We start from the raw sequence: 24,588 nt of genomic DNA on the forward strand, positions 1-24,588 counted from the left end.
AAGAATAGGATGAACGCTTATATTTACGATGGTTTACGCACCCCAATTGGCCGCCATGCAGGCAGTCTTGCCAGCATCCGTCCTGACAATCTGGCTGCTTTGGTGATTAAATCCTTAGTGCAAAAAACAGGCATAGATGCTGCAGATATCGAAGAAGTGATTTTAGGCAACACCAACCAAGCCGGTGAAGATTGCAGAAATGTAGCGCGTCATGCTTTATTGCTGGCGGAGCTGCCGGTCAGTGTTGCAGCGCAAACGGTCAATCGCTTGTGCGCCAGCGGTTTAGCCGCAGTGGTTGATGCAGCCCGTGCCATACACTGCGGCGAAGGCAGTCTTTATATTGCCGGCGGTGTCGAAAGCATGTCCCGTGCGCCTTTCGTATTGGCCAAAGCTGAATCGGCCTATAGCCGTGAGGCGAAAATTTTTGATACCACCATAGGCGCGCGTTTTCCGAATCCGATCTTAACCAAACTATATGGCAATGACTCCATGCCGGAAACAGGTGACAATGTTGCAGAAACGTATAGCATCAGCCGTGAAGAGTCCGATCGCTTTGCAGCAGCGTCACAGGCCAAATATGAACAAGCCAAACAGGACGGCTTTTTTAAAGATGAAATTTTAGCGATTGAAGTTCCGCAAGGCCGTAAAGCGCCGCCGAAAATTGTCAATGAAGATGAACATCCGCGTCCTGCATCCAACTTTGAAGCTTTGCAAAAATTAAAGCCTTTATTTGAAGGTGGTGTCGTGACTGCTGGAAATGCCTCCGGAGTGAATGACGGTGCGGCAGCCCTGCTGATTGGTAATGAAAGTGTCGAAGAAAAATACGGTATTCGCCCTCTGGCTAAAATTTTAGCCTCTGCATCGTCAGGGATCGAGCCGCGCATCATGGGTGCAGGTCCTATTCAAGCCATCAATAAAGCTTTAAAACGTGCCAATCTCAGCTTAGATGACATGGATATTATTGAAATTAATGAGGCCTTTGCTCCGCAAGTTCTGTCATGTCTGAAAGGTTTAAATGTCGAGTTTGATGATCCGCGGGTCAACCCGAATGGTGGCGCTATTGCGATTGGTCATCCATTGGGCTGCTCGGGTGCGCGTCTTGCCCTAACCGCAGCGCGTGAATTAAAACGCCGCAACAAAAAATATGCTGTGATCAGCTTATGTATTGGCGTTGGACAAGGTTTGGCTATGGTGATTGAAAATACCCAGCTGAATTAAATGCATTTTTAAAATAGACATTGGGCTAAATAACAGAATTCGCTATACAGCTATCTTCAAGTCAAATCTTGAAAAAGTTTTGTATAGCGAAATTTATTGTTATTATACGTAATATATTATTTGACTAATGAATGAAACACTATGAATCATCAAGATGAGATTGCTCCTGAGCAATTAGAAAAAAAAATCAATTTAGATGAAATTCGCCTTGATCCAATTTCACATATCCATCGTGAAAATAATCCCCAATTTATTGCCTCTCTTGCACGCGGCTTAGAAATTCTGCGCTGTTTTACCGCAACCACTCAAATTCTCGGTAATCAAGAACTCTCACAATTAACCGGCTTACCCAAGCCTACGATTGCACGGATTACCAACACACTGGTTTCCCTTGGTTATTTAAAACAATTACCCAATTCAACCAAATACACATTAGATACTGGTGTTTTGGCACTGGGCTATGCATCTTTGTCAAATATCTCTGCGCGCATCCATGCCCGTCCCTATATGGAAGAAATGGCAAAATATGCGCAAGCGCCGGTAGCGATGGCAACGCGTGACCGTTTAAACATGCTGTATTTAGAGGTGGTACAGGCAGAATCGAATTTGACCATGCGTCGCCCGATTGGTTCAACAATCCCTTTACACAATACTGCAATGGGCCGCGCGTGTTTGGCTGCACTGCCTGAAAACGAACGCAATTTCATTATGGAAGCCTTATCAAAACGCCATCCAGATGAATGGCCAATGATGAAACGTGGTCTAGAACGTGCATTTCACGACTATCAAAACTATGGTTATTGCCTTTCCTTGAGTGAATGGCATAAAGAAGTCAATTCTGTTGCTGTACCTATGGTGCATCCAATTCATGGTTTACTGGTCTTTAACTGCGGTGCGCCAAGCTATTTGGTTAATCAAGAAAAGCTTGAAAATGAAATTGGGCCACGTCTAATTTACATGGTTCAAAATATTGAAGATGCGTTAAATGCGCTTTAAAAAGGCTTTTTTAATCTAGCGATGTCATTCTGTAAGTGAGATCACTCGAGACTAAGATTTGACTCACCTCAGTCTATATACATTTATTTAGCTCAATTGAATGAATAGTAACCCATTAAAAAGCCAGCCTGTTTATACAGACTGGCTTTTTAATTTAAGTCATCAAATATCTTTAAATATGAGACACCAATTCCGGAACTACAGTATTCAAGTCACCCACTAACCAGTAGTCAGCTACTGCGTTAATTGGCGCTTCTTCATCTTTGTTGATCGCAACGATCACTTTAGACTCTTTCATACCTGCCAAATGCTGGATCGCACCAGAAATACCAACAGCGATGTATAGCTCAGGCGCAACGATTTTACCAGTTTGACCGACTTGCATGTCGTTAGGAACGAAGCCGGCATCCACTGCTGCACGAGATGCACCTTGAGCAGCACCCAGCTTGTCAGCTAGCGGATCAAGGATCTTGTGATAGTTTTCACCTGAACCCACACCACGACCACCAGAAACCACGATGCGTGCAGCGGTTAATTCTGGACGTTCAGATTTCACAATTTCTTCTGAAATGAATTTAGAAAGACCCGCATCGCCAGTAGACGCAGCAGCTTCAACGCTAGCCGCACCACCATCGCTTGCTACAGCATCAAATGCTGTACCACGAACAGTTGCAACAACAACAGACTCACCAGACTCTACGGTTGCAATTGCGTTACCTGCATAGATTGGACGTTTGAAAGTTTTAGGACCTTCAACAGCGATAATGTCAGTGATCATACTAACATCAAGAAGTGCTGCAGCACGTGGAAGTACGTTTTTGCCCGTCGTTGTAGACGCCGCAAGAATGTGTGAATAACCTGTACCAATTGAAGCAACAAGCTTCGCTACATTTTCAGCCAATTGGTTTGCATATGCAGCATTGTCAGCAAGTAATACTTTGCTTACTCCTGCAACTTTTGCTGCTTGGTCAGCAACAGCTTGTACGCCTGAACCAGCAACCAATACAGTGATATCACCACCGATTTTTTGTGCTGCAGCTACAACATTTAGTGTTGCACCGTTAAGTGCTTTATTGTCGTGCTCAGCGATAACTAAAATACTCATGATTTTTTATCCTTCTGTATTAGATCACTTTCGCTTCGTTTTTCAATTTTTCTACAAGCTCGTCTACAGACTTCACTTGTACGCCAGCTTTACGCTCTGCAGGTGATTCAACTTTCACTGTTTTCAGTTTAGTTGAAGCAGAAACGCCATAATCAGCAGGAGATTTAGTGTCCAGCGGTTTTTTACGCGCTTTCATGATGTTTGGAAGTGCCGCATAACGTGGCTCGTTCAAACGCAAGTCCGTGGTAATGATTGCTGGAAGTGTCAGCTCAACAGTTTGTAAACCGCCGTCTACTTCACGTGTTACTTGTACTTTGTCGCCATCTACTTTTACTTCAGAAGCGAATGTACCCTGGCCAGCACCCATTAGAGCGCCAAGCATCTGACCCACTTGATTCGAGTCATCATCAATTGCTTGCTTACCCAGAAGGATCAATTGTGGTTGCTCAGCGTCTACAACGCCTTTCAGAATTTTAGCGATTTCCAGCGCACCTAGTTGGCTGTCATCAGCTTCAACCAGAATACCGCGGTCAGCACCCAGCGCCATTGCAGAACGGATTTGTTCTTGCGCTTCTTTAGGACCAATAGAAACAACAATGATTTCTGAAACAGTTCCTTTTTCTTTTAAACGAACCGCTTCTTCCACTGCGATTTCACAGAATGGATTAATTGACATTTTAACGTTAGTTAAGTCAACACCACTGTTGTCCGGTTTAACACGAACTTTAACGTTGGCATCAACCACACGTTTTACAGCAACCACAGCTTTCATATTACGCTTCCTCAGCTTTTAAATTAAAATTGGTTTTACTCTGTACTTGCACCATATCTGCACGCTTATTATTAATCAGAGATAAAGCCACAGCGCCAATTAAACCTGCTAAAGCAATCACAAAGAAGTTTTGCTGAATCGGTAAATTTAAAGCCACAATAAAACCAATTAATAGCGGTGCACCAATTGCGCCTAAACGCCCAACACCTGATGCCATACCAATTCCTGTTGAACGGATCACGCTTGGATAAAATTGACCGCAGTATGAATATGCAACGATTTGCGCCCCTGTTGAACAAGCGCCCACAACGGCAATAATGAAATACAGCATGCTAGTCGACATAGGCAAGGTCATTAAATACAGAAAAACACTGCCCAAGGCATACATAATGACCAGTACCCATTTAATGTGGAAGCGATCTGCTAACCAACCGCCGCCAACTGCACCAACAATTGCGCCAATATTCAGAGCGATTACAAAAGTAAGTGCTGAACCCAATGAGTAGCCTGACATTGCCATTAATTTGGTGAGCCAGGTGCTTAACGCATAAACCATAAACAGGCAGGTAAAAAATGCCACCCAAAACATCAGCGTACTAAAAGCACGTCCGTCACTGAATAACAGCCCCACTGTCGGTTTTAAATTACTATTTGATGAACCATTGACAAAAACCGCATCCGCAGGGAATTGTGCTTGCGGTTTAATTTGCTCTGCAATCTTACGCAGTTCGGCCTGTTTATTGTGCTTCACCAAATAAACCACAGATTCTGGCATAGATTTTAAGATAAAAGGCAGCAAAACGACCGGTACACCTGCCGCATAGAACACCACCTGCCAGCCATATTGCACAATGAACTGCTTGCCTAAAACCGCCGCTAAAATTCCGCCTACGGCATAACCCGAAAACATCAATGAGGTCATGACATTACGCACTTTTTTCGGTGAATATTCCGTCATTTGCGCAACCACATTCGGCATTACGCCACCAATGCCTAATCCCGCAATAAAACGCACAATACTGAATGTCACAGGATCATCAGTTAAACCTGCTATCGCAGTAAAAGCACTGAATAAAAATACACAAATGGCAATGGTGAGGCGGCGGCCAATTTTATCGGCGAGACCACCAAAAAAAATAGCGCCAACCATCATTCCAAATAGCGCTGAACTCGCCATAAATCCGGCCGTTGAAGCACTTACATTCATTTGTTCCATAATCGAAGGTAAAGCTGCACCTGCAACAGAAATATCATATCCATCGATAATAATAATCAGCATGCACCACATTAAAACTTTGGCATGAAAACCGTTGAATTTAGCTTCACTCGCTAAACTCTGCATATCGACTTGACTCATCAATCAACTCCTTGATTGTTATTGTTGTTTTAGTTCATTACTGTTTTTAGCACTCTGTCAGCCATACACATCCAATTGCATTCTGGATATTTCTGACAGAAATCAAAACCCGAACTTGTTGAATAAACAGCCAGATCAGATTAATGAATGATTTTTTTTATGTCAATGCTATTACATATATATAAATATAAAACCCTTATAAATGGCTTATTTTAAATTTATTTATATTTAGATATTGACATAAAAGCGATTCAGCCTATGCTTTTTATAAATCTGATTTTCCAAGGAAATGGAACATGCCTGCTGAACTTCACTATGAAAACAATATTGCGGTTATTCGATTGAATCGCCCTGAGGCAAGAAATGCATTGAATGCAGATATGATTGAAAAATTACAGGAAATCGTATCCGAAATTTCAGCACTGAATCTGCGTGCAGCCATTTTCACGGGTGAAGGCAAAGCCTTTTGCGCAGGTGCAGACATCACAGAATTACTGAATAAAAGTCCCGCAGAACATCTGCATAAAATACAAACGGGTCAGGCCTTATTCCAGCAAATACACGAATTAAAATTTCCAACACTGGCCAGTATTCATGGCATGGCTTTGGGCGGCGGACTTGAACTGGCTTTGGCCTGTACATTTAGGATTTGCAGCCCTGCTGCCGGTCTTGGGCTTCCTGAAATAAAACTCGGTTTAATTCCTGGCTATGGCGGAACACAGCGCTTACCGCGTTTAATTGGCGTATCAAAAGCGCTTGAAATGGTTGCCAGCGGCAAAATTGTGTCTGCAGAAGAAGCCTATAACATCGGCTTGGTGAATCAAATCATCGAAATGCAAGATCCGATTGAAAGCGGAAAAACGTATTTAGATTCATTGGCAATGCAATTTCCAGCAGCGATTCAGCAAATTATGCAAGCGGTTCAATCCGCATCCGATTTAAATATCCATCAGGGGCTCGAATTGGAAGCTGAACTCTTTGTAGAATGCAGCCAAAGCGCTGATGCTGCTGAAGGCATACAGGCGTTTTTAGAAAAACGGGCAGCGAATTTTGCTCAAAAATAGCTGTACTTATGTTCTGAGCCGATATACTAGCTGCAAATATCAATAGAAAATGTGCTTAATCACCATGTCTGATTCAAAACTTGGAATTTACGATCCATCTTTATATACGATTCATAATCGGCTGTTTTTTCGATTATTTCAGGTAGGTAATAGTCTCGATCGCCAATGTTTAAATGAACTCGGTATTTCACCCGTGCATTGGGCAGTGATGGGTGCACTTTCGCGCCCGCACCTCAATGATGCAGGCATGTCATTTTCTGATTTAACCGAATATTTAGGGATTAGCCGGCAAAGTTTAGATAATGTTTTAAAACGATTAGAGCGTGAAGGCAGTGTACAGCGTGTCATCTCTCATCAAGACAAACGGGCTAAAAATGTAGCGCTCACGCCATCCGGACAACAAAGCTGGCTTGGCTTACAGGAGCAATTTTTTCAGTTCTATCATCAAGCCATGTCTGGCTTTGCCTTGGATGATTTAGCCAGTTTAATCCACTTACTCAACAAGTTGAATACGGGCCTCAAACAGATCCACCTTGCACAACCTGATGCTGACACGAATGAGTAGGATTTTTTATTTCTAGCGATGCCTAAGGCTTTGGACTGATAAAATTTAAAAAGTTAAAAAAAATCAAAATATGAAGATTAAAAGGAGTTTCAAATGCAGCAACATACCTTGGTCGATCAAGCCATTACCTCAAGGCATTCTGTACGTGCTTTTAAAAATACCCCACTTGATACACAGACCATCAAAGATATTTTAAATATCGCCTGCCGTGCACCCTCAGGCAACAATATTCAACCTTGGAAAGTGTATGTCGTGACTGGCCAAAAACGCAATGAGCTGATTCAGCAGGTCTGTGCAGCACAAAGCCAGATTTTTGAACAGCCTGAAATTGCGAGCCTTTATCAAGAAACGTTTAAGTATTATCCTGAGCAATGGACGTCGCCATTTATTGAGCGCCGCCGTGAAAACGGATGGGGACTTTACGGTTTGCTAGATATTAAAAAAGGTGAACAGCAGAAAATGCAGCAGCAACATTTACGTAATTATCAGCTATTTGATGCTCCCGTAGGCCTATTTTTTACTTTAAGCACGACTTTAGAAACTGGCTCAAAAATGGACATTGCGATGATGATTCAAAATGTCATGATCGCAGCCAAAGCACGTGGAATTGATAGCTGCCCTCAAGCCGCATGGAATCCATTTCATCAAATTGTAGCCAAGGTTCTTGGCATTCCGGAAAATGAAGAATTGGTTTGCGCTGTGGCATTGGGATATGCAGATCAAACTCAAGCAGTGAATCAATTACATACACCGCGTGTTCCTGCCGAAGAGTTTGCTGTTTTCTGTGATTAAAATCAGAAGATTAAAAGGCACATAAGGTGCCTTTTACTTTAGCCTTGTTGAACGATATTTTTATGCTTTAAAGCTTTCAATTCATCTTCAGAAACAAAACGGTTTAAAATTTTATCTTTATCCTCACCCCAATAAAGGAGGTGCTTTAACATATTGGACTGGTATTTCAGACAATTTAATGGGTAAACCAATCGAAAGATAATCGGAACCTAATGGATGCTCCATCCTGACGAGCATTTTACGGGATATCACCTGCTCTTCTTCTAATGCTTGCTTTAAATCATTAATCATACCAACCGGAACCTTCACCGCGTGAATACGTTCAACCCAATATTGTGCGGGTTGAGTCATAAAATGCTGCTGCAATAACGCAGTAATTTCTTCACGATGGGTCACACGGTCCTTATTTTTTACAAATTTTGGATTTTGAGAAAGTTCTGGCAAGCCAATACTGTCACATAACATCTGAAACTGCTGGTCATTACCGCAAGCGATAATAAACTCACCTCGCTTCGCCTTAAAAACTTGGTACGGGACGATATTGACTGAACCGTACCGGGTTTGTCGGAGACTCAATATTCTGAGAGACTATTCCGATGAAAAAACCAAACTATACCCCCGAAATTAGAGAAAGAGCGGTTCAATTACTAATTGAATCTGAAAAAGATTATCCTTCTACTTGGACAGCAGTTTCCGCAATTGGTCCTAAAATTGGCTGTACTCCTGAAACACTACGTGTTTGGTATCAAAAATACTTAGATCAACAAAATCCCGCCAAAGTACAACAGGTATCTGACCAAGAAAAAATGAAGCAAATGGAACGTGAAATTAAAGAATTAAAACGTGCCAATGAAATTCTACGTAAAGCAGCCGCTTTTTTCGCCCAGGCGGAGCTCGACCGCCCACACAAATAATGGTGGATTTTATCCATAACAATAAAGATCGATATGGTGTTGAAGCGATTTGTAGAATTTTACCAATTGCAGCTTCGACCTATTATCGGGCTTTAGATCTCGTTGATAACCCAGAACATCGAGCGAAACGTGCTCTGCATGATTTACATCATGCAGAGCAAATCAAACGTATTTGGAAAGAAAGTTCAGGTCGGTATGGTGTACGTAAAGTCTGGCAAAAACTGAAACGTGAAGGCTATGTGATTGCACGCTGTACTGTTGCTCGATTAATGAAAAAGCTAGGTATACAAGGTGTTTGGCGAGGTAAGAATAAACAAACGACCCGTAGCCGAGATGACCAAAAACGAGCACCTGACTTGGTGAAACGGAATTTTAGAGCTGATCAGCCTAATCACTTGTGGGTTGCTGACTTTACCTATATTCAAACAAATTCAGGCTGGGTCTATACCGCCTTTATTATTGATGTGTTCTCACGAGCAATTGTTGGATGGAAAGTATCTACACGGATGAATACAGATATGGTACTCGATGCACTTGAGCAAGCATTGCACGATCGAGGCATGCCAAAGAATGTGATTCATCATTCCGATAGAGGTGTTCAATATCTTTCTATTCGCTATACCAATCGTTTAGAAGCTGCAAATTTACGAGCATCAGTCGGTACAACTGGTGATTCATACGATAATGCTCTGGCTGAAACGGTGAATGGCTTATACAAAACAGAGGTGATTGAATCATTGAACAGCGTTATCCGCCATGCAACCAAGAAAAGAAAAATCTTCCCAACTGATGATTCCGTGAAAAAGGTGGTATATTTAGCAATTATGGCAGCAAGCAAAAAATGGACGATGCCTATTCAGAATTGGAAAGCTGCCATGAATCGCTTTAGTATCATGTTTGAAGAGCGTGTAACCAAGTATTTTTAAAACTGTATTTACACAGAATTATTTACACCCTCGCTGTCTTTGATAAGCAATATTCAGAGGCATCCAAAGATTTTGCTACGTTTCATCGATGAGGCGTAGCACCTCCTCCAACTGTAATATATTTCTTCTCGCTTTCACTGATACATAACGCTGTAAACTCCCCCAAGAATCGTGCAAACTTACTTTCTGAATTTCAGGAATAGTAAAACTCTGTTCAGCTAATCGAGTACAGCCTTCATGTCTCAAGTCATGAAATCGTAAATCTTCAATCCCCAAAATTTTACAAGCTTCTCTAAACTCTTTACCCAAACTTTTGGGATTCAAAGGCAATAACAAATTTTCATTATGTCCAAGCTTCAGCATCCGGTCACGGACTTCTGAATGCTTTAATCTCTTAATTATTTCCTTAGAAGAATCAAGAACATCAAATGATTTGTGATTGCCTTTAGAGCCATTCGGATTCTTTAGATCATGCACTTTCCACGTTGAATGATGTGGGTCATAATCTCGAAGATACAATCGTGTTAATTCAGCTTCACGTCTGCATGAGAAAATTGCAAACCACATAATCAAATGCATTGGGTATTTAGAGCCATAACGATTTAACTTCCATCGTTCTGCAAAATACTTCGTCAATGCAATCAATTCATCTCTTGAAGGCAGTCGGTCTCTTTTTTGACTGGAGGATATTTGACGTGTTTTTCTTAACTGAGCAGTAGCCTTATCAAAGCTATTTAAATCAATGTCCATTTCCCACATCACCGCAGCATGAGCAAGGACTCCTCGGATATGCAATAATTCATGTTGTTGTGTACTGGTAGCTATTGGCTCTAGCCCAAGACTAGGTATACCCGCTTTTCTTAAAGCTACATGCTCAGCCAAATGTACTGATTTTATTTTTGTGATAATATTTCTCGCAATTGGCAGCTTCTTAATTAAGAGCAGAGAATAGCGTTTCGTCCTTCCGTACTCGCTCCCGACTTCATCCAAATATTTATCTATGGCATCTGATAAGGTCAGATCAATCAACTTTTCTTTGCCAAGCAAAATATCAGGATTTTCTTGAATTTCGACTTCTCGTTTCTTAATCCAGTTTTCAGCTAATTTCTTTGAGTGAAATGTTTTACTTTCAGAAAAAGCAGGAAAGCCCTTTCGAGTGATTCGAATCGCAGCACGATAGTTAACTTTACCATCTGCACCTTTCCTTGCTGTAATTGACCCCATAATTTACACCAAAAGCTATTTTTCCTATTATGGTGTAAAATTTGGTGTAAATGAAAACGGATTCACCCACCTAAACACAGGTTCAAACAGATTCTCGCAGGTTGCAGAATATAGATTAAAGGTATGATTTTTAATGACTATTAACAAAAACATTGAAAACACTCAATCTCCGAGAATCAGTGTTGCCCCGATGATGGACTGGACCACCCGGGATTATCGTTTCTTTGCGCGTCTGTTTAATCCAAACGTGATTTTATACACAGAAATGGTCACCACCGGCGCCATTATTCATGGCGATGCCAAACGCCATCTGGAGTTTAATCAGGAAGAACATCCAATTGTGCTGCAACTCGGCGGCTCCAATTCTCAAGATCTGGCCACCTGTAGCAAAATGGCGCAAGACTGGGGCTATGATGAAGTTAACCTGAATGTCGGCTGCCCAAGCGACCGCGTGCAGAACAATAAAATTGGCGCCTGCCTGATGGCCGAGCCTGATCTGGTGGCAGAATGTATCGCAGCAATGCGTCATGCGGTGGATATTCCAGTGACGGTTAAACACCGGATCGGGATTGATGACATGCATTCGTATGAAGAAATGCTGCATTTTGTCGATACCGTTGCCAAAACCGGCTGCAATAATTTTATCGTGCATGCCCGGATTGCACTGTTACAAGGCCTATCACCCAAAGAAAACCGTGAAGTGCCGCCTTTACGCTATGAAGATGTTTACCGTTTAAAGCAGGATCGCCCGGAGCTGATCATTGAAATTAACGGCGGCATTAAAACCCTGGCAGAAACACAGGCACATTTACAGCATGTCGATGGGGTGATGATTGGCCGCGAAGCCTATCACAATCCGTATTTACTGGCCGAACTGGGACATTTCTGGAATCTGCCCCTCCCGGACCGTTTCGAGATTATGCAGCAGATGATGCCATATATCGCACAGCGCGTGGCTGAAGGTGCACCGCTGTCGATTATCACCCGTCATATTCTGGGCCTGTTCCAGAACTTGCCAGGCGCACGCAAATGGCGTCAGGCCTTAAGTGGCGGCAATGCCAAAACCTTAAAAGATGTGGAAGTGGCCATTCAGAATATTCAGGCCGCGATGCAGCGTACTGAAAACTATCTGCAGGAACACGCTGTTCAGCCTTAAAAGATCAACAAAAAGCCCTCAATTGAGGGCTTTTTTTAGAATCAGATCGTAACCGGATTATGCCTGTTTGGCTTTTAGCTGATCGAGTTTTTTCAAAACTTCGGCCACCGCCACCATCGCAAAACTGGAAGTAACCACCACCGCCGAACCATAGCCACCACAGCGCAGCCCGGCACTGGCACAGACATCGGCACTGGAAAACGGATTATCAATTGAATAGACGCAGGTAATCCCGAACTTCTCTTTCGGCTTTTTACAAATGCCTTTGCTACGCAACTGGGCACGCAGTTTGGCCAGCATCGGGTCCTGTTCGGTTTTAGATAAATCGGCCACACGAATTTTCAGCGGATCGAGTTTGCCGCCGGCACCACCAGACACAATCAGCGGCACTTTATTAAAGCGGCAATGCAGCATCAGCGCCAGCTTGGCTTTGACATCATCAATACAGTCCAGCACCACATCGGGCGTATGCGCCAGCAGGTCTTTGACATTGTCCGGGGTCAGGTAATCATCAATCAGGTTGATCTTGATGCGTGGATTAATAGCACGGCAACGCTCGGCCATAATTTCAATTTTTTCATGGCCCAAAGTGCTGCTCATGGCCGGTAATTGCCGGTTGATGTTGGAAGCGGCCACCACATCCATATCCACCAGGGTCAGCTCACCAATACCAGTTCGTGCCAAGGCTTCAACCGCCCAGGAACCGACCCCGCCGATACCAATCACCATGACATGACTGTTGGCATAATACTGAAAGCTGTCCTCACCATAAATTTTGGCAACACCGGCAAAACGGCGGTCATATTCATCATCTTGGAGCAGTTCAGTCATTGCACAATCAAATCTTATACAGGAGGGCTTATTTTAACGGTTTTTTCACATGGCGTGTGAGATTGGAGGATTTTTGCACGGCGCAACATCAGCGAGAGATTTAAATTTTAGGCCAGATGTAAAGCCTGTAACGAATTCTGCCAGATCATCTCAGCCAGTGCTGTCTGCTCCATCTGCAGGCTTTGCGCCAGTCCTTCAAGTACATAAGGCAAATTGGCCGGCGTATTGCGGGTGCGCTGCTCGGTCGAGGACTGGCAGCACAGCGGTGTCATATCCGGACAATCGGTTTCCAGCACCAGATGTTCTGGGCCCAGCTCCTGCACCACCCGATGCAGTTTCTTGGCATTCGGATTGGTAATTTGTCCGGTCACGCCAATTTTAAAACCCAGTTTGATAAAGGCTTTGGCTTCTTCAACACCGCCACTAAAGGCATGGGCAATTCCGCCATAGCTAAAATTCTGCTGTTTTAGCAGCGCCAGCACATCGGCATGGGATTTACGAATATGCAGCAATACCGGACGCTGAAACTGCCGTGCCAGCTCCAGCTGGGCGGTAAAATACTTCTGCTGTTTCTGATACAGCTCGGGCTGTTTATGCTGCTTTAAAAAGGTATCCAGGCCAATTTCACCAACCGAAACGCAGTCCTGTTCACGCAATAACTGTTCTAAATCCAGCAGATGTTGCGGCTGATGCTGCTCGATATAAAACGGATGTAATCCCGGTGCCAGATGGCTTCGCGGCGCCTGGCTTAAACGGTTCAGCCATTGATGGGTATTCAGTAACTGCTGAAAACGCGACTGCACAAAGCCAATTAAAATCAGCTGTTCGACACCCGCCTGCTTCGCCTGATAGGCCAGTTGCTCCCGATCGGCATCAAAATCCGCCACATCAAAGTGGGTATGGGTATCAAACAGTGCCAATGCCATTAGATGGTTTTCGCGTCAGCGCTGGACGCAGCTGCTGTAGTGGCTTCGCTGGCTGGCGCTTCGGGTGCCGGCAAATACGGTTTTTTCAATACCTGCTGTAGCTCTGTATAAGGAATCATCAGCCGTGGCAAACCGACCACATACGGACCAATTTCATATTCAGCATATTGCAGAATCAGGCCCTGCTGCCCCAGATAGAAATTATCCGACAGCTTGAATTTCCAGGCCTGCTCGTACTCGGCAACATTATTGGCCAGTTTGCTGTCTACCACCCATTGCTTAAAGGCGTCATAGGCGGCAGCTTCCAAAGCGGCTCGTTGCTTCGGCTGCAAGATGTCAGCCAGTTTGACCTGCTTTTTCTGCTCCAGATCAAAATTAAAATAGGTTTGCGCAGTAGCGCCATGTGCACCGCCCAGATAGCTGCTGCTATTTACCACCACGGTGGCCAGTGGCCCTTCCGAATTTAAAATTTTTGGTTTAATCATCAGGCTAATCTGATGATTGGCACTCAATGCCTTGATTTCCTGATCCAGACTTAAGAAGGCCGCAATAAAGGGCTGCACCTGCTGTTCCAGTTTCTGTTTTGGCGTTGGAATTTGCGTCAGTGCCTGTGCCGAGGAAGCTGGCTCTGCCGCAGAGGCTGGTGCTTCAACATTCAGAGGTTTATCTGCCGGAGCAATTTCTAGGGTCTGGTTCAGTTCTTTAAGAATGTACTGATCAATCTGCTCATCGACAAAAGGCTGGTTACTCTGCAAACGCTCAACAGAAAGCTCGGGGCAGTTTTTACCTTCACATTCCGGCAAGTTCAGCTGCAGCTTTTCCGGCTCGCCAATCAGTTTTAGCGCCTGCTGTTCAACTTCTGCGGCCTGCGCCTGCTGTTCCTGTTTCGGTTCATTATTTTTGGGCTGACATGCGGTCAATGCCATGGACACGGCCAAGACACTCATCACCCATGCTGTTTTTTGCTTTAACATTGAATAACCTTTATTGCCTTTTGTGCATCCCAGATTCAAAGCGGATGTTCTGATTATTAAAACATGCGCGAATAAATTTCAGCTTTTACAACTTGTTGAGTTTGTGCTTTCGTTAAGTAAATATCAAGCTGTGTTCCATCTTTCACAATTTCATGGGTGCGATAATGCAGCCCCATACCTTCATGATCAAAGAACCAGTCGGCCTGTCCCCAATATAAGGTTTTCGGTGCGGTATTTTGCACCTCTGTACTCTGTTCTTTCAGCCATTGCTGATAGGCCTGCTGCACGATTGCATGCATCGCAGTTTGCTGCTCGGGCTGAATAATATCCAGTGCGGTTAAAGCCTGCTGCTGTTGACGATCAGCCACGAAAAAATAATAACGCTCTTTAACTTTTACCGTTTCCTGATGACTATCCACCCCTATCTGCAATAACACATACTGGTTACGCTGATAGGCCAGCCGGGTATACAGCGCCAGTTCATAGGCCGGATTTTTGGCAAACTCGGCCTGCCAGGAATCAGATTTTTTCACATAGGCATTCACCGCCTGCTGCAGGCTCATGTCCTGTTTCAGCCCGATCTGGTCCTGAATCACCTTGGCCTGACTTTTGGCAATCCACTGGTTCAGCCATGGATCCTGCGTCTGAATGGTTTGAATATCCAGATCAATACAGTTTTTCTTTTCACAAAATGGCAAAGCAATCTCTGCCGGCTGCTGCTTAATCTGCAGGAATGGCAGCACCTCAGCCTTTTCCTGTTGGAAGATATTTTTTTCAGGACGTGCATCTTCAGCCGATTCATTGTTCTGGGAAGATGAGTCGCAGCCACCCAAAGACAGTGCCAGCACGGCACAAGCAATAAAACTGATTTTTGTTTGCATTGTTGATCTCTCTTCCTGAAATTTTCCTCATCCTAGAAAAACAGCTTCACGAAGAAGCTGTTTTAACGGCGATAACCCTTTAGTGTTCGCGGGTGTTACTGAACACGATGTCCGGATAACGCTCCTGCATCAACTGCAAGTTGACGCGGCTTGGCGCCAGATAAGTCAGATGACCACCACCATCCACCGATAACTGGTCATGGGCTTTTTTCTTGAACTCGTTGAATTTCTTCTCATCTTCACAAGAGACCCAACGTACCGTGTTGATGCTGACCGGCTCGTAAATACAATCGACCTTGTATTCTTCTTTCAGACGATAGGCCACCACTTCAAACTGCAGCACACCGACCGCACCCACGATCAGGTCATTGCTGTTTTGCGGCATAAATACCTGGGTCGCACCTTCTTCCGACAGCTCTTTTAAGCCTTTTTGCAGCTGCTTCGATTTTAGCGGATCTTTTAAACGTACACGGCGGAACATTTCCGGTGCGAAGTGCGGAATACCGGTAAACTGCAGGTTTTCACCTGAGGTGAAGGTATCACCAATCTGGATGGTACCGTGGTTGTGCAGACCAATAATATCGCCCGGCCATGCTTCTTCCAGATGCTGACGGTCACCGGCCAGGAAGGTTAAAGCATCAGAAATACGCACGTCTTTACCAATACGCACATGCTTCATCTTCAGACCTTTTTCATATTTGCCTGAACAGATCCGCATAAAGGCAATCCGGTCACGGTGTTTCGGGTCCATATTGGCTTGGATTTTAAAGACAAAGCCCGTGAAACCTTCTTCAGTCGCTTCGACCACACGGTCCTGAGTCGGATGTGCTTTTGGTGGTGGCGCATAGTCGCTAAAAGCATTCAGGACATGGTCAACCCCGAAGTTACCCAGTGCGGTTCCGAACAGTACCGGGGTTTGACGCCCCGCCAGGAACTCTGCACGATCCAGCGGTTCATTGGCCATTTGCACCAGTTCTAAAGATTCTTCAAATGCCGCCCAGGCCAGTTCACCGACTTTTTCACGCAGGTCAGCATGGTCATAGCCATCACGCACTTCAATTTCAGGAATAGTCGAGCCAAAACCGGCTTTATAGACGTAAAATTTTTCTTCCAGCAGGTTAAACACGCCAGCAAAATCACGCCCGGTGCCCAGCGGCCAGGTAATTGGTACACATTTAATTTTCAGGACGTTTTCAATTTCATCCAGCAGCTCTAAAGGCTCACGGATTTCACGGTCCATTTTGTTGACAAAAGAGATAATTGGCGTGTCACGCATACGACACACCTCCATCAGTTTGATGGTCCGGTCTTCGACACCTTTGGCCCCGTCAATCACCATAAGTGCCGAGTCTACCGCGGTTAAGGTCCGGTAGGTATCTTCCGAGAAGTCTTCGTGCCCCGGGGTATCGAGCAGGTTGATCATCTTGTCTTTATACGGGAACTGCATGACCGAGGTGGTAATCGAAATCCCACGCTCTTTTTCCATTTCCATCCAGTCCGAGGTCGCCGCCCGATCCGATTTACGACTTTTCACCATCCCCGCCACCTGAATCGCCTGCCCCCATAACAGCAGTTTTTCTGTCATGGTGGTTTTACCGGCATCGGGGTGGGAAATAATCGCAAAGGTCCTGCGCGCCGCGACTTCTTTCGCGAGTTGATCTTTAAACATAAGGGAAATCTTCAATATATACACAGTTTGCGACACACATTTTCATGTGAATCCAAGCCGTGAAGGGATAACTTAAAATTGGCGCAATTGTAGCAGATTTCAGCCAACAATCATTAGAGCACTTGGGCCGGAATCGGTTTAAATTTTAAGTGGAAAATAAAAGTATCTGGAGATCGCGACTTTGCGATAAAAGTTTTCAAAATCACCATCTATTTAGTTTTAAAAGACTTAGGCTTTTCACCGCAGAACAGAACTCCCCATATTTCTTTATCATTTGGAAAAATCAGGGAAAATCAGCATCCTCTCTGCGGATATTTTTGATTTAAATATCTCATTAAAGCCAATTAAATAACAATTATTATCAATAAAGAGTGATATTCAATATCATTTACAGCAGACTGTTTATTCCCCACACTGCATGCACTTTTTTCGGGGTCCATCCAGAGCATGTTATGAAATCTTCTCTTTTTTTGCTGTCTTCACTCAGCTTGATGACAGCGCAAGCCTTAGCCTGAAAACGCAAGTAGAGCAAGCCTCCACCGCCAGCAAAGGTATGGTACCACTGAAAGATATTCCTCAAATTGTGAATGAGGTTCCGCAACAAGTCTTAAAAGAACAGAATGTGACCTCCCTGCAAGGCGCATTGCAGAATGTGACCGGTTTAAGTTTTAGTGTCGGAGATGGCCAGCGTGATCAGGTCATGATTCGCGGCTTTTCGGCTATTTCCGATCAGTATGTCGATGGGGTACGCGATGACGCGCTGTATTATCGTGATCTGTCAAGTAGAACGGGTGGAAGTGCTAAAAGGGCCCGGCTCGGTGTTATATGTCCGAGGTTCAGCAGGCGGCCTGCTGATCAACCGGATCAATAAAAAGACCCTGGATGAAGCACTGCATGAAATCAGCCTGATCGGCAGCAGCCTGGGGCAAAAACGTGCCGAACTTGATTTGGTCGAGGTCCTCAATGACCAAATCAAAGTCCACCTGACCGGTGCACTTGAACACTCAGATGGCTACCGCAATCAGAGTTTCGTCAATCGGGAAACTGTAGCACCGTCTGTACAATGGGATATTTCAGATCGAACCACTCTGCTCTTGCAAGCCGATTATCTGCACGATGACCGTTTGGCCGACCAAGGCTTTCCCATGGACCCGCTGACCGGCACGTACCAATCCAAAAATATTCTATGGTGCCTCCAACGCAAAAGATGTGGGCAATGTCGATACTGAAGTATCCAGCCAGACGATTACGCTAGAACATCAGTTCAATGATCAGCTGAAATATCGCGGTGTCGCCCGGCATTATAATTATGCCTTGGACCGGGAATACAGCAACGCCAGTCCAGCAGCAGATCAGATCACGCTTAGCCAGATTAAACGCATGCGCGATGAAGATGGCATCTTCTTGCAGAATGAATTATCTGGCGTCTTTCATACTGGTCAAATCAAACACGACACCTTAATCGGCACGGAATACAGCCAGCAGCACAAAGATGAAATATTCTGGTTAGGGTCAAAAGCCACGACCGATTTGTATGATCCGGTCTTGCCGCACTGGTCACCGGTCGATACCTCCGCCACTCCAAGAGTCAATACCGCCAGCGAATTTGAAAATTATGCCGTCTATGTACAAGACCTGATCAGCCTGAATGAACAGCTCAAGGTTTTGGCCGGGGTACGTTATGATCATCTTTCCCAATACAGGCATGATCAGAAAAATAACAGCAGCATCCAGCGCGATGACCAGACCCTCTCCCCTCGCCTGGGCGTGGTCTATCAACCGACCAAAAATTTATCCTTATATGCCGCCTATAATCAGTCGTTTCAGCCACTTGCAGATTCATTCGTGTTTTATAGCAACAGTGCCGACCTGAAACCGGCCAAAACCAGAAACCTGGAAGTCGGGACCAAATGGGACATCAATGATCGGCTGAATATGACCCTGGCCGTATTTGAAATGACGCAGAGCAATATCCAAAATAAAATTCCGGACAGTAATCCGCCGCTGGCGATGCTGGCTGGGGAACAAAGCACGCAAGGCGTTGAAGTGTCCTTGACCGGTCAGCTCAGCGATCAATTATCCCTGTTGGCGGGTTATGCCTATATGGATGGAAAAATTGAAAAATCGACCATCGGTCTGGCCGGCAAACAGGCCGCATTAACGCCCAAAAACAGCGCCAATCTCTGGTTAAAGTATCAACTGGATGAACACTGGTTTGCTGCCGTGGGTGGTCGGGCAGAATCCTCCCGCTTTAGTGCGCCGGACAATAAAAATGTCTTGCCAGGCTATGCGGTTTTCAATGCCGCGCTGGGTTATCAGACCGCGCAGTATGATGTAACACTAAATCTGAACAACCTGTTTGACCGTGATTATTTTGTCTCAGGACATGGTGAGGGGAACGATTCCAATATGATGGGCGACCCACTGAATGCACAGCTCGCGCTTCGTTATCGTTTTTAATATGTGGGGTAAATGGATGTCATCTGGCATCCATTTTCAAACCATTTTTTCTTGCACCATCGACCGTGATTTTTGAAACATCTGGCTATCTAAAAACAGTACCTTAATCAGACCCGATAATTTCATTTTGTACTTGCGGCAAGTCTTCCAAACGCTCGACCTCAACCGGCATCGACAGCAAATAACCTTGTAATTGCTGACAACCCAAACGCGCCAGAATTTCGGCCTGTAATGGCGTTTCCACCCCTTCTGCGGTAACCGTCAATCCCAGTTTGGTCGCCAGCTGGATAATACTTTCCAGAATCATTTCTTCTTTGGAATCGCGATACAGGTCTTTAATAAATGCGCGGTCAATTTTTAGCTCATCCACCGGCAGGTCTTTTAAATACAGGAAACTGGAATGGCCCGTGCCAAAATCATCAATCGCCAGTTTCACGCCCATTTCTCTTAAGCGCCTAAAACTGCGAATACTCGATTCCACATGATGCATGGCAGTGGTTTCGGTAATTTCAATCATGAGATGACTCGGGTCAATCGCATAACGGCAGAATAAGGTTTCCAAGGTACTAAACAAATGTTTATGCTCGAACTGCACCGCCGACAGATTGACTGCCAATGGAAACAGGTTCAGTCCCTGCTGTTCCCATTGCTGAATCTGTTTGCAGGCCTGCTCGAGGGCCCAATAGCCCATCTGGATAATCAGGCCGGACTTCTCCGCACCTTTAATAAACATATTCGGGGTCAGCAGACCATGCACCGGATGCATCCAGCGAATTAATGCTTCAACGCCACAAATCTGCTGGGTGCTGGTGGTAAATTTGGGCTGGTAAAACAGAATAAACTGCTGTTCATCGACAGCTTTATATAAATCATTTAACAGCTTGGTCTGGCTTTTGGTTTCCTGCTGGTCAATGCTGTAATTAAACACCGAATAGGTGTTACGGCCCTGATATTTTGAAGTCAGCATGGCGGCATCGGCATTCATCAGTACATCTTGCAGGTTGTTGCCGTGCTCCGGGTACATAGCAATACCAATACTGGCCGAAATATTAATACTCTTGCCGGCAATCAGGAAACTGTCCTGTACACTGTGCAGCACATTTTCTGCCGCCTGAATCGCATCCTCAACCGTGGCCTGCTCCAGCACCAGCAAGAATTCATCACCGCCGATTCTTAATAATTTTTCCTGTGATTTGAGCTGCTGATGCAGTCGTGTGGTCAGCTGAATCAGCAACTGATCACCAACATGATGGCCAAATACATCATTCACCGCCTTAAAACGGTCCAGATCAATATATAAAAACGCGACATTCTGCTGATTGATGCGCTGGGCGCTAAACAGCAAATGCGCATATTCAGCCAGATATAAACGGTTGGGTAATTTGGTCAGATTGTCCTGCACCGCCTGATTGGCCAGCTCACGGTTAACCAGCGACAGCTGGCGGTTACGTTCTTCCAGACGCTGCTCCAGCACGGCCACACTAAAGGCGGCAACCATCACCAGACTGGTCACAAAAATCACGGTAAACAGCAAGATGCCATTACCGGTTTTATAGATCGCATCCAGACGTTCTGTATCAATCGGATAGTAAGACACCGAGGCCATGCCGGTATAATGCATCCCGACAATGGCCAGCGACATCATAATGGCAATCATCACCTTATAGTGACGATGGTAAAGCAAGGTATTTTTAAAACGAAACGCCAGCCAGAAGGTCAGGCCGGAACCACTAATGGCAATGAGCACCGAAAACACCACCAGTAGCGGATCATAATAGGTCCGATGATTCTCTACGACCATGCCCAGCATACCGGTATAGTGCATGCCGGAAATGCCGAGTCCCATTAACACCGCCCCAATCACCAGACGGGCAAAAGGCAGGGTGGGTTTGGTGGTCAGCCAGATGGCAAAGGTGGAAGCAATAAAGGCAATAACGCCAGAAAAAATGGTTAGCGGCAGATTAAATGCGTAATTGGCTGGTAACTGGCAAGCCAGCATCCCGACAAAATGCATGCCCCAAATAGCAACGCCAAGGCATAGGCCACTGAGCAAGAGCATGGCTTTTTCAGATTTCTGGCGGATTCCCCCGAGCAGGAACTGCTGGGTTGAAATAGCCAGATAACTGGCCAGAATTGCAACCGCAATTGAACCTACCACCAGGCTAAAGTCATAGTGAATATGAACCATAAAAAGCTTCCGTATAGGTTATTTTTTTGTTGTTACTATACTCAACGCTAAATACTCATGAATTTTCCGCTTTAAAAGATAACAATAAAACAAGGAATTAAAACTCAAACTAGAATCTTATACTATCGCATTGAGGTCAAGCCTAAATGCGGTTTTTCCGCCCTGAAAACCGTCATTTTTCATGTTGATTTGCCGGCTCATCTGCCTTTTGAGCCATTCAACTCAAGCGCATCAAAAAAGGCCAGTACATCTACCGGCCTTTTTCTCACACCCAAGGTCTTATTTGGCTGTGCCTGATTGTAACTGACTATAATCCAGTAACACATTGGCCGCTTCGCTCACAAAGACTTCTTCTTCCGGCAGTGGTGGACGCTGGTTGGCTTTCATTTTGGCCCGTGACTCGGCTTGCGCTTCCAGTGAGGCCTGATAGCTTTCCCAGTTTGGATACGGCGCCAAACCGGTCGCCTGACGACGCATGTTTTCAGCAGCTAAGGTTTTTCGTTCCAGCTCAATCAGCTCGGCACGGCGCTGATCTAAATCCAGTACCGCCGTTTTGCGCTCTTCGGCCTGTTTGGCAATATTTTTACGCTCAGTCAGATACTTGAACTGCGGATCAATACTGACCCGGGTCTGCGAAGATTTGGCCAGTTGCGGCACATAAGACTGCACCACGCCCTCACGTTTAAATGGTGCGGTGGCAATGGTGTCCCACTTCAGCGCATTCTTGGCCTTACGCTCACCAAATTCTTCATTGTAGATATCTACCAGTTTAATGTCCGGAATCACCCCTTTGTTCTGGGTACTGCCGCCGGTAATCCGGTAGAACTTACGCTGGGTGAGCGTGGCCTGACCATAGGCCAAGGTATCCAGCTGCACCTGTGCTGTCCCTTTACCGGTGGTTGTGCTACCAATCACAATACCGCGCTCATAATCCTGAATCGCGGCTGAATAAATCTCGCTGGCAGAAGCCGAAGCCAGGTTAATCAGGACTGCTAGCGGGCCGGCATAGGTCTGTTCGCCGCCATCATTGTCTTCAAACACGCTCACGTTGCCATTGCCATCACGGATTTGTACTACCGGACCCGATTTAATCACCTGACCCAGCATACGTGCCACCTCTTCAAGTGAGCCGCCCGGGTTATTGCGTAAATCGACAATAATCCCGTCGACATTTTTGGCAGCTAGCGTTTTCAAGGCATTGTTGGTGTCTTCCGATACCGAACGGTATTCCACTCCGGCACGGCGCGCCCGATAGTTCAGATAAAATGATGGAATTTCAATCACGCCATAGGTATAGGTTTTGCCATCACGTTGAATTTGCGCGGTTCGGTTACGCACCCCGGCATCTTCTTCCTGAATAATGTCACGTACCAACGTCACGGTACGTGCCTGACTCATCGAGGCACCCGGACCGAGTAAACGCAAGGTCACTTTGGTGCCACGTTTACCGCGAATCAGACCGACCACTTCATTGCTTGGCCAGCCAATCACATCCACAATTTTCTCGCCATCCTGACCGACACCAATAATCCGGTCGCCAGATTTGACCTGACCAGATTTACTCGCCGGTCCGCCTTCAACAATGGTTTCAATCTTGGTGTAATCTTCATTGCTGCGATCCGGACGAATCGACACCCCAATCCCTTCCAGCTGCAAGGTGGTCTGACGGTTCAGCTCCATTGCATCAACAGGCGGGAAATAGTTGCTGTGCGGATCATAGGTCAGCATCATCGCATTTAAGGTTTTGTCCAGCACATCGTCGCTTTTCAGGCGGCTCATGCGTTCCAGCTGACGGGTATAACGCTTGGTCAGGGTTTCCACCGGCGTCATATCTTCCGGGCCGGATAAATCTTGCCCATTGGCCAGTTCTGGATTTTCCTTGAGGGCTTTTTGTTTGGCCTGCTCTTCTTCTTTGCTGATAGTCAGGTTAATCAGCTGGGACACTAGCATTTTTTGCCAGTGGGCTCGCTGCTCGGCCTGGGTCTTAAAGAACGGTGCTTTTTCACGGTCCAGCTCAATGGTGACATTCGGCTGTTTTAAATTCTGCGGTTTTTTCAACTCGGCCAGCATAAACTGATAGAAGGCCTGCATGCGTTCACGATAATGCGCATGAATCTGATACGGGCCCGATAAATCACCGGCTTTTAAGGCGGCCCCAAAATTGGCGCCATATTTTTTCTTGTACTGTTCGACTTCATTGGCCAGGAACAAGGTGTGCTCCGGGTCCAGACTGTCAATATAGAAATCAAAAATGCGATTGGAGGTGTTGCTGTCTAAACGCTGGTTTAGGTAATGCTGACGGTCAACCAAGGTCGCTAACTGGCGTGACACCAAGGCCTGTTCCCGGGTTGGAACAATGGTATTGGAAACAGCAGCAGTATTATTGGCAGCAATGGCTTCGTTGATTGCGTGACTAAAGAAGAATCCCCCAGTTGCCACGGCAACTGCACAAGCTATCGTTTGAAGTTTCATAAATAATGTGTATTTCCTTGGTTTTCGACCAGTAGTACAAGGTTGCTTAGCGACGAATCAAGCAGATTCAAAATCTTAAACAACTTAATCTGTTTATG

Annotated in this window: 18 protein-coding genes, 2 pseudogenes and 1 other annotated feature; of the genes and pseudogenes, 8 read left to right on the forward strand and 12 right to left on the reverse strand. The window is 45.3% G+C overall.

Annotated features, from left to right (window positions below; translation table 11 throughout):
- Nucleotides 1-9: 9 nt before the first annotated feature.
- Nucleotides 10-1,218, forward strand: a complete 1,209-nt coding sequence (locus tag GA693_RS09690; protein ID WP_160240973.1) for a 3-oxoadipyl-CoA thiolase — start codon at nt 10-12, stop codon at nt 1,216-1,218.
- A gap of 141 nt (nt 1,219-1,359) precedes the next feature.
- A complete protein-coding gene (locus GA693_RS09695) occupies nt 1,360-2,214 on the forward strand; it encodes an IclR family transcriptional regulator (RefSeq protein WP_160240972.1) in 855 nt (284 codons plus the stop codon).
- A 172-nt stretch (nt 2,215-2,386) separates the two neighbouring features.
- Here the strand turns inward: GA693_RS09695 and GA693_RS09700 are convergent, their stop codons facing one another.
- From GA693_RS09700 to GA693_RS09710, 3 genes are read right to left on the reverse strand one after another with little or no spacing between them, the layout of a single operon-like run.
- Nucleotides 2,387-3,319: an FAD-binding protein gene (locus GA693_RS09700; RefSeq protein ID WP_104498205.1), complete on the reverse strand. Its 933-nt coding sequence runs from the start codon at nt 3,317-3,319 to the stop codon at nt 2,387-2,389.
- A 19-nt stretch (nt 3,320-3,338) separates the two neighbouring features.
- Nucleotides 3,339-4,091, reverse strand: coding sequence for an electron transfer flavoprotein subunit beta/FixA family protein (locus GA693_RS09705; protein ID WP_160240971.1), 753 nt, complete (start codon nt 4,089-4,091; stop codon nt 3,339-3,341).
- Nucleotide 4,092: 1 nt separating this feature from the next.
- Complete coding sequence (locus GA693_RS09710; protein WP_160240970.1) at nt 4,093-5,448, reverse strand: MFS transporter; 1,356 nt, start codon at nt 5,446-5,448, stop codon at nt 4,093-4,095.
- A gap of 296 nt (nt 5,449-5,744) precedes the next feature.
- Here GA693_RS09710 and GA693_RS09715 point away from each other — a divergent pair, with 296 nt between their 5' ends.
- The 3 genes from GA693_RS09715 to GA693_RS09725 all read left to right on the forward strand — a co-directional run bounded on the left by GA693_RS09715 (nt 5,745) and on the right by GA693_RS09725 (nt 7,869).
- Nucleotides 5,745-6,512: an enoyl-CoA hydratase/isomerase family protein gene (locus tag GA693_RS09715; protein ID WP_104488002.1), complete on the forward strand. Its 768-nt coding sequence runs from the start codon at nt 5,745-5,747 to the stop codon at nt 6,510-6,512.
- A gap of 64 nt (nt 6,513-6,576) precedes the next feature.
- The gene (locus tag GA693_RS09720; protein ID WP_104499856.1) at nt 6,577-7,077 is read left to right on the forward strand and encodes a MarR family winged helix-turn-helix transcriptional regulator; all 501 of its coding nucleotides are present in this window, start codon (nt 6,577-6,579) and stop codon (nt 7,075-7,077) included.
- 93 nt (nt 7,078-7,170) lie between these two features.
- Entirely contained in the window at nt 7,171-7,869 is a 699-nt protein-coding gene (locus GA693_RS09725) for a nitroreductase (protein WP_160240969.1), read from the forward strand.
- A 38-nt stretch (nt 7,870-7,907) separates the two neighbouring features.
- Here the strand turns inward: GA693_RS09725 and GA693_RS09730 are convergent.
- Nucleotides 7,908-8,427: pseudogene (locus GA693_RS09730) on the reverse strand (CoA transferase); the annotation flags it as partial.
- A gap of 38 nt (nt 8,428-8,465) precedes the next feature.
- Between GA693_RS09730 and GA693_RS09740 the strand changes: the two are divergent.
- Nucleotides 8,466-9,709, forward strand: a protein-coding gene (locus tag GA693_RS09740) for an IS3 family transposase (protein ID WP_171502394.1) whose coding sequence is annotated in 2 segments (ribosomal slippage) — nt 8,466-8,742 and nt 8,742-9,709 — 1,245 coding nt in all. Because the reading frame shifts where the segments join, the coding sequence is not laid out codon by codon here.
- Nucleotides 8,741-8,857 (forward strand) — a sequence feature (AL1L pseudoknot). It overlaps the preceding gene by 117 nt.
- A 75-nt stretch (nt 9,710-9,784) precedes the next feature.
- On the opposite strand, the gene GA693_RS09745 is transcribed toward GA693_RS09740, so the two are convergent.
- Nucleotides 9,785-10,933 carry a tyrosine-type recombinase/integrase gene (locus GA693_RS09745; RefSeq protein WP_160240968.1) on the reverse strand — a complete coding sequence of 383 codons (1,149 nt, stop codon included), beginning with the start codon at nt 10,931-10,933 and terminating at the stop codon, nt 9,785-9,787.
- Between the two features lie 133 nt (nt 10,934-11,066).
- Between GA693_RS09745 and dusA the strand changes: the two genes are divergently transcribed.
- Nucleotides 11,067-12,089 (forward strand): tRNA dihydrouridine(20/20a) synthase DusA, encoded by a 1,023-nt coding sequence (gene dusA, locus GA693_RS09750; RefSeq protein WP_160240967.1) that lies wholly within the window; start codon nt 11,067-11,069, stop codon nt 12,087-12,089.
- Nucleotides 12,090-12,146: 57 nt separating this feature from the next.
- Here dusA and GA693_RS09755 read toward each other — a convergent pair whose 3' ends face one another.
- The 5 genes from GA693_RS09755 to GA693_RS09775 form a co-directional block, all read right to left on the reverse strand.
- Complete coding sequence (locus GA693_RS09755) at nt 12,147-12,920, reverse strand: tRNA threonylcarbamoyladenosine dehydratase (protein ID WP_160240966.1); 774 nt, start codon at nt 12,918-12,920, stop codon at nt 12,147-12,149.
- A 107-nt stretch (nt 12,921-13,027) separates the two neighbouring features.
- Entirely contained in the window at nt 13,028-13,846 is an 819-nt protein-coding gene (locus tag GA693_RS09760; protein ID WP_160240965.1) for a TatD family hydrolase, read from the reverse strand.
- Complete coding sequence (locus GA693_RS09765; protein WP_160240964.1) at nt 13,846-14,820, reverse strand: RsiV family protein; 975 nt, start codon at nt 14,818-14,820, stop codon at nt 13,846-13,848. Before GA693_RS09765 ends, GA693_RS09760 begins: the two co-directional genes overlap by 1 nt.
- A gap of 56 nt (nt 14,821-14,876) precedes the next feature.
- Complete coding sequence (locus GA693_RS09770) at nt 14,877-15,701, reverse strand: hypothetical protein (RefSeq protein ID WP_160240963.1); 825 nt, start codon at nt 15,699-15,701, stop codon at nt 14,877-14,879.
- 79 nt (nt 15,702-15,780) lie between these two features.
- On the reverse strand, nt 15,781-17,370 hold the full coding sequence (locus tag GA693_RS09775) for a peptide chain release factor 3 (RefSeq protein WP_160240962.1): 1,590 nt from the start codon (nt 17,368-17,370) through the stop codon (nt 15,781-15,783).
- A gap of 505 nt (nt 17,371-17,875) precedes the next feature.
- Here GA693_RS09775 and GA693_RS09780 point away from each other — a divergent pair.
- Nucleotides 17,876-19,830 (forward strand): annotated as a pseudogene (locus GA693_RS09780) (TonB-dependent receptor); the annotation flags it as partial.
- Between the two features lie 103 nt (nt 19,831-19,933).
- On the opposite strand, the gene GA693_RS09785 reads toward GA693_RS09780, so the two are convergent.
- Both GA693_RS09785 and GA693_RS09790 read right to left on the reverse strand, forming a co-directional pair.
- Complete coding sequence (locus GA693_RS09785; protein WP_160240961.1) at nt 19,934-22,018, reverse strand: putative bifunctional diguanylate cyclase/phosphodiesterase; 2,085 nt, start codon at nt 22,016-22,018, stop codon at nt 19,934-19,936.
- Between the two features lie 279 nt (nt 22,019-22,297).
- Complete coding sequence (locus tag GA693_RS09790; RefSeq protein WP_160240960.1) at nt 22,298-24,490, reverse strand: carboxy terminal-processing peptidase; 2,193 nt, start codon at nt 24,488-24,490, stop codon at nt 22,298-22,300.
- Nucleotides 24,491-24,588: the final 98 nt, after the last annotated feature.

The sequence above is a fragment of the Acinetobacter indicus genome (assembly GCF_009914475.1).
GTDB classification, from domain to species: Bacteria; Pseudomonadota; Gammaproteobacteria; order Pseudomonadales; family Moraxellaceae; genus Acinetobacter; species Acinetobacter indicus.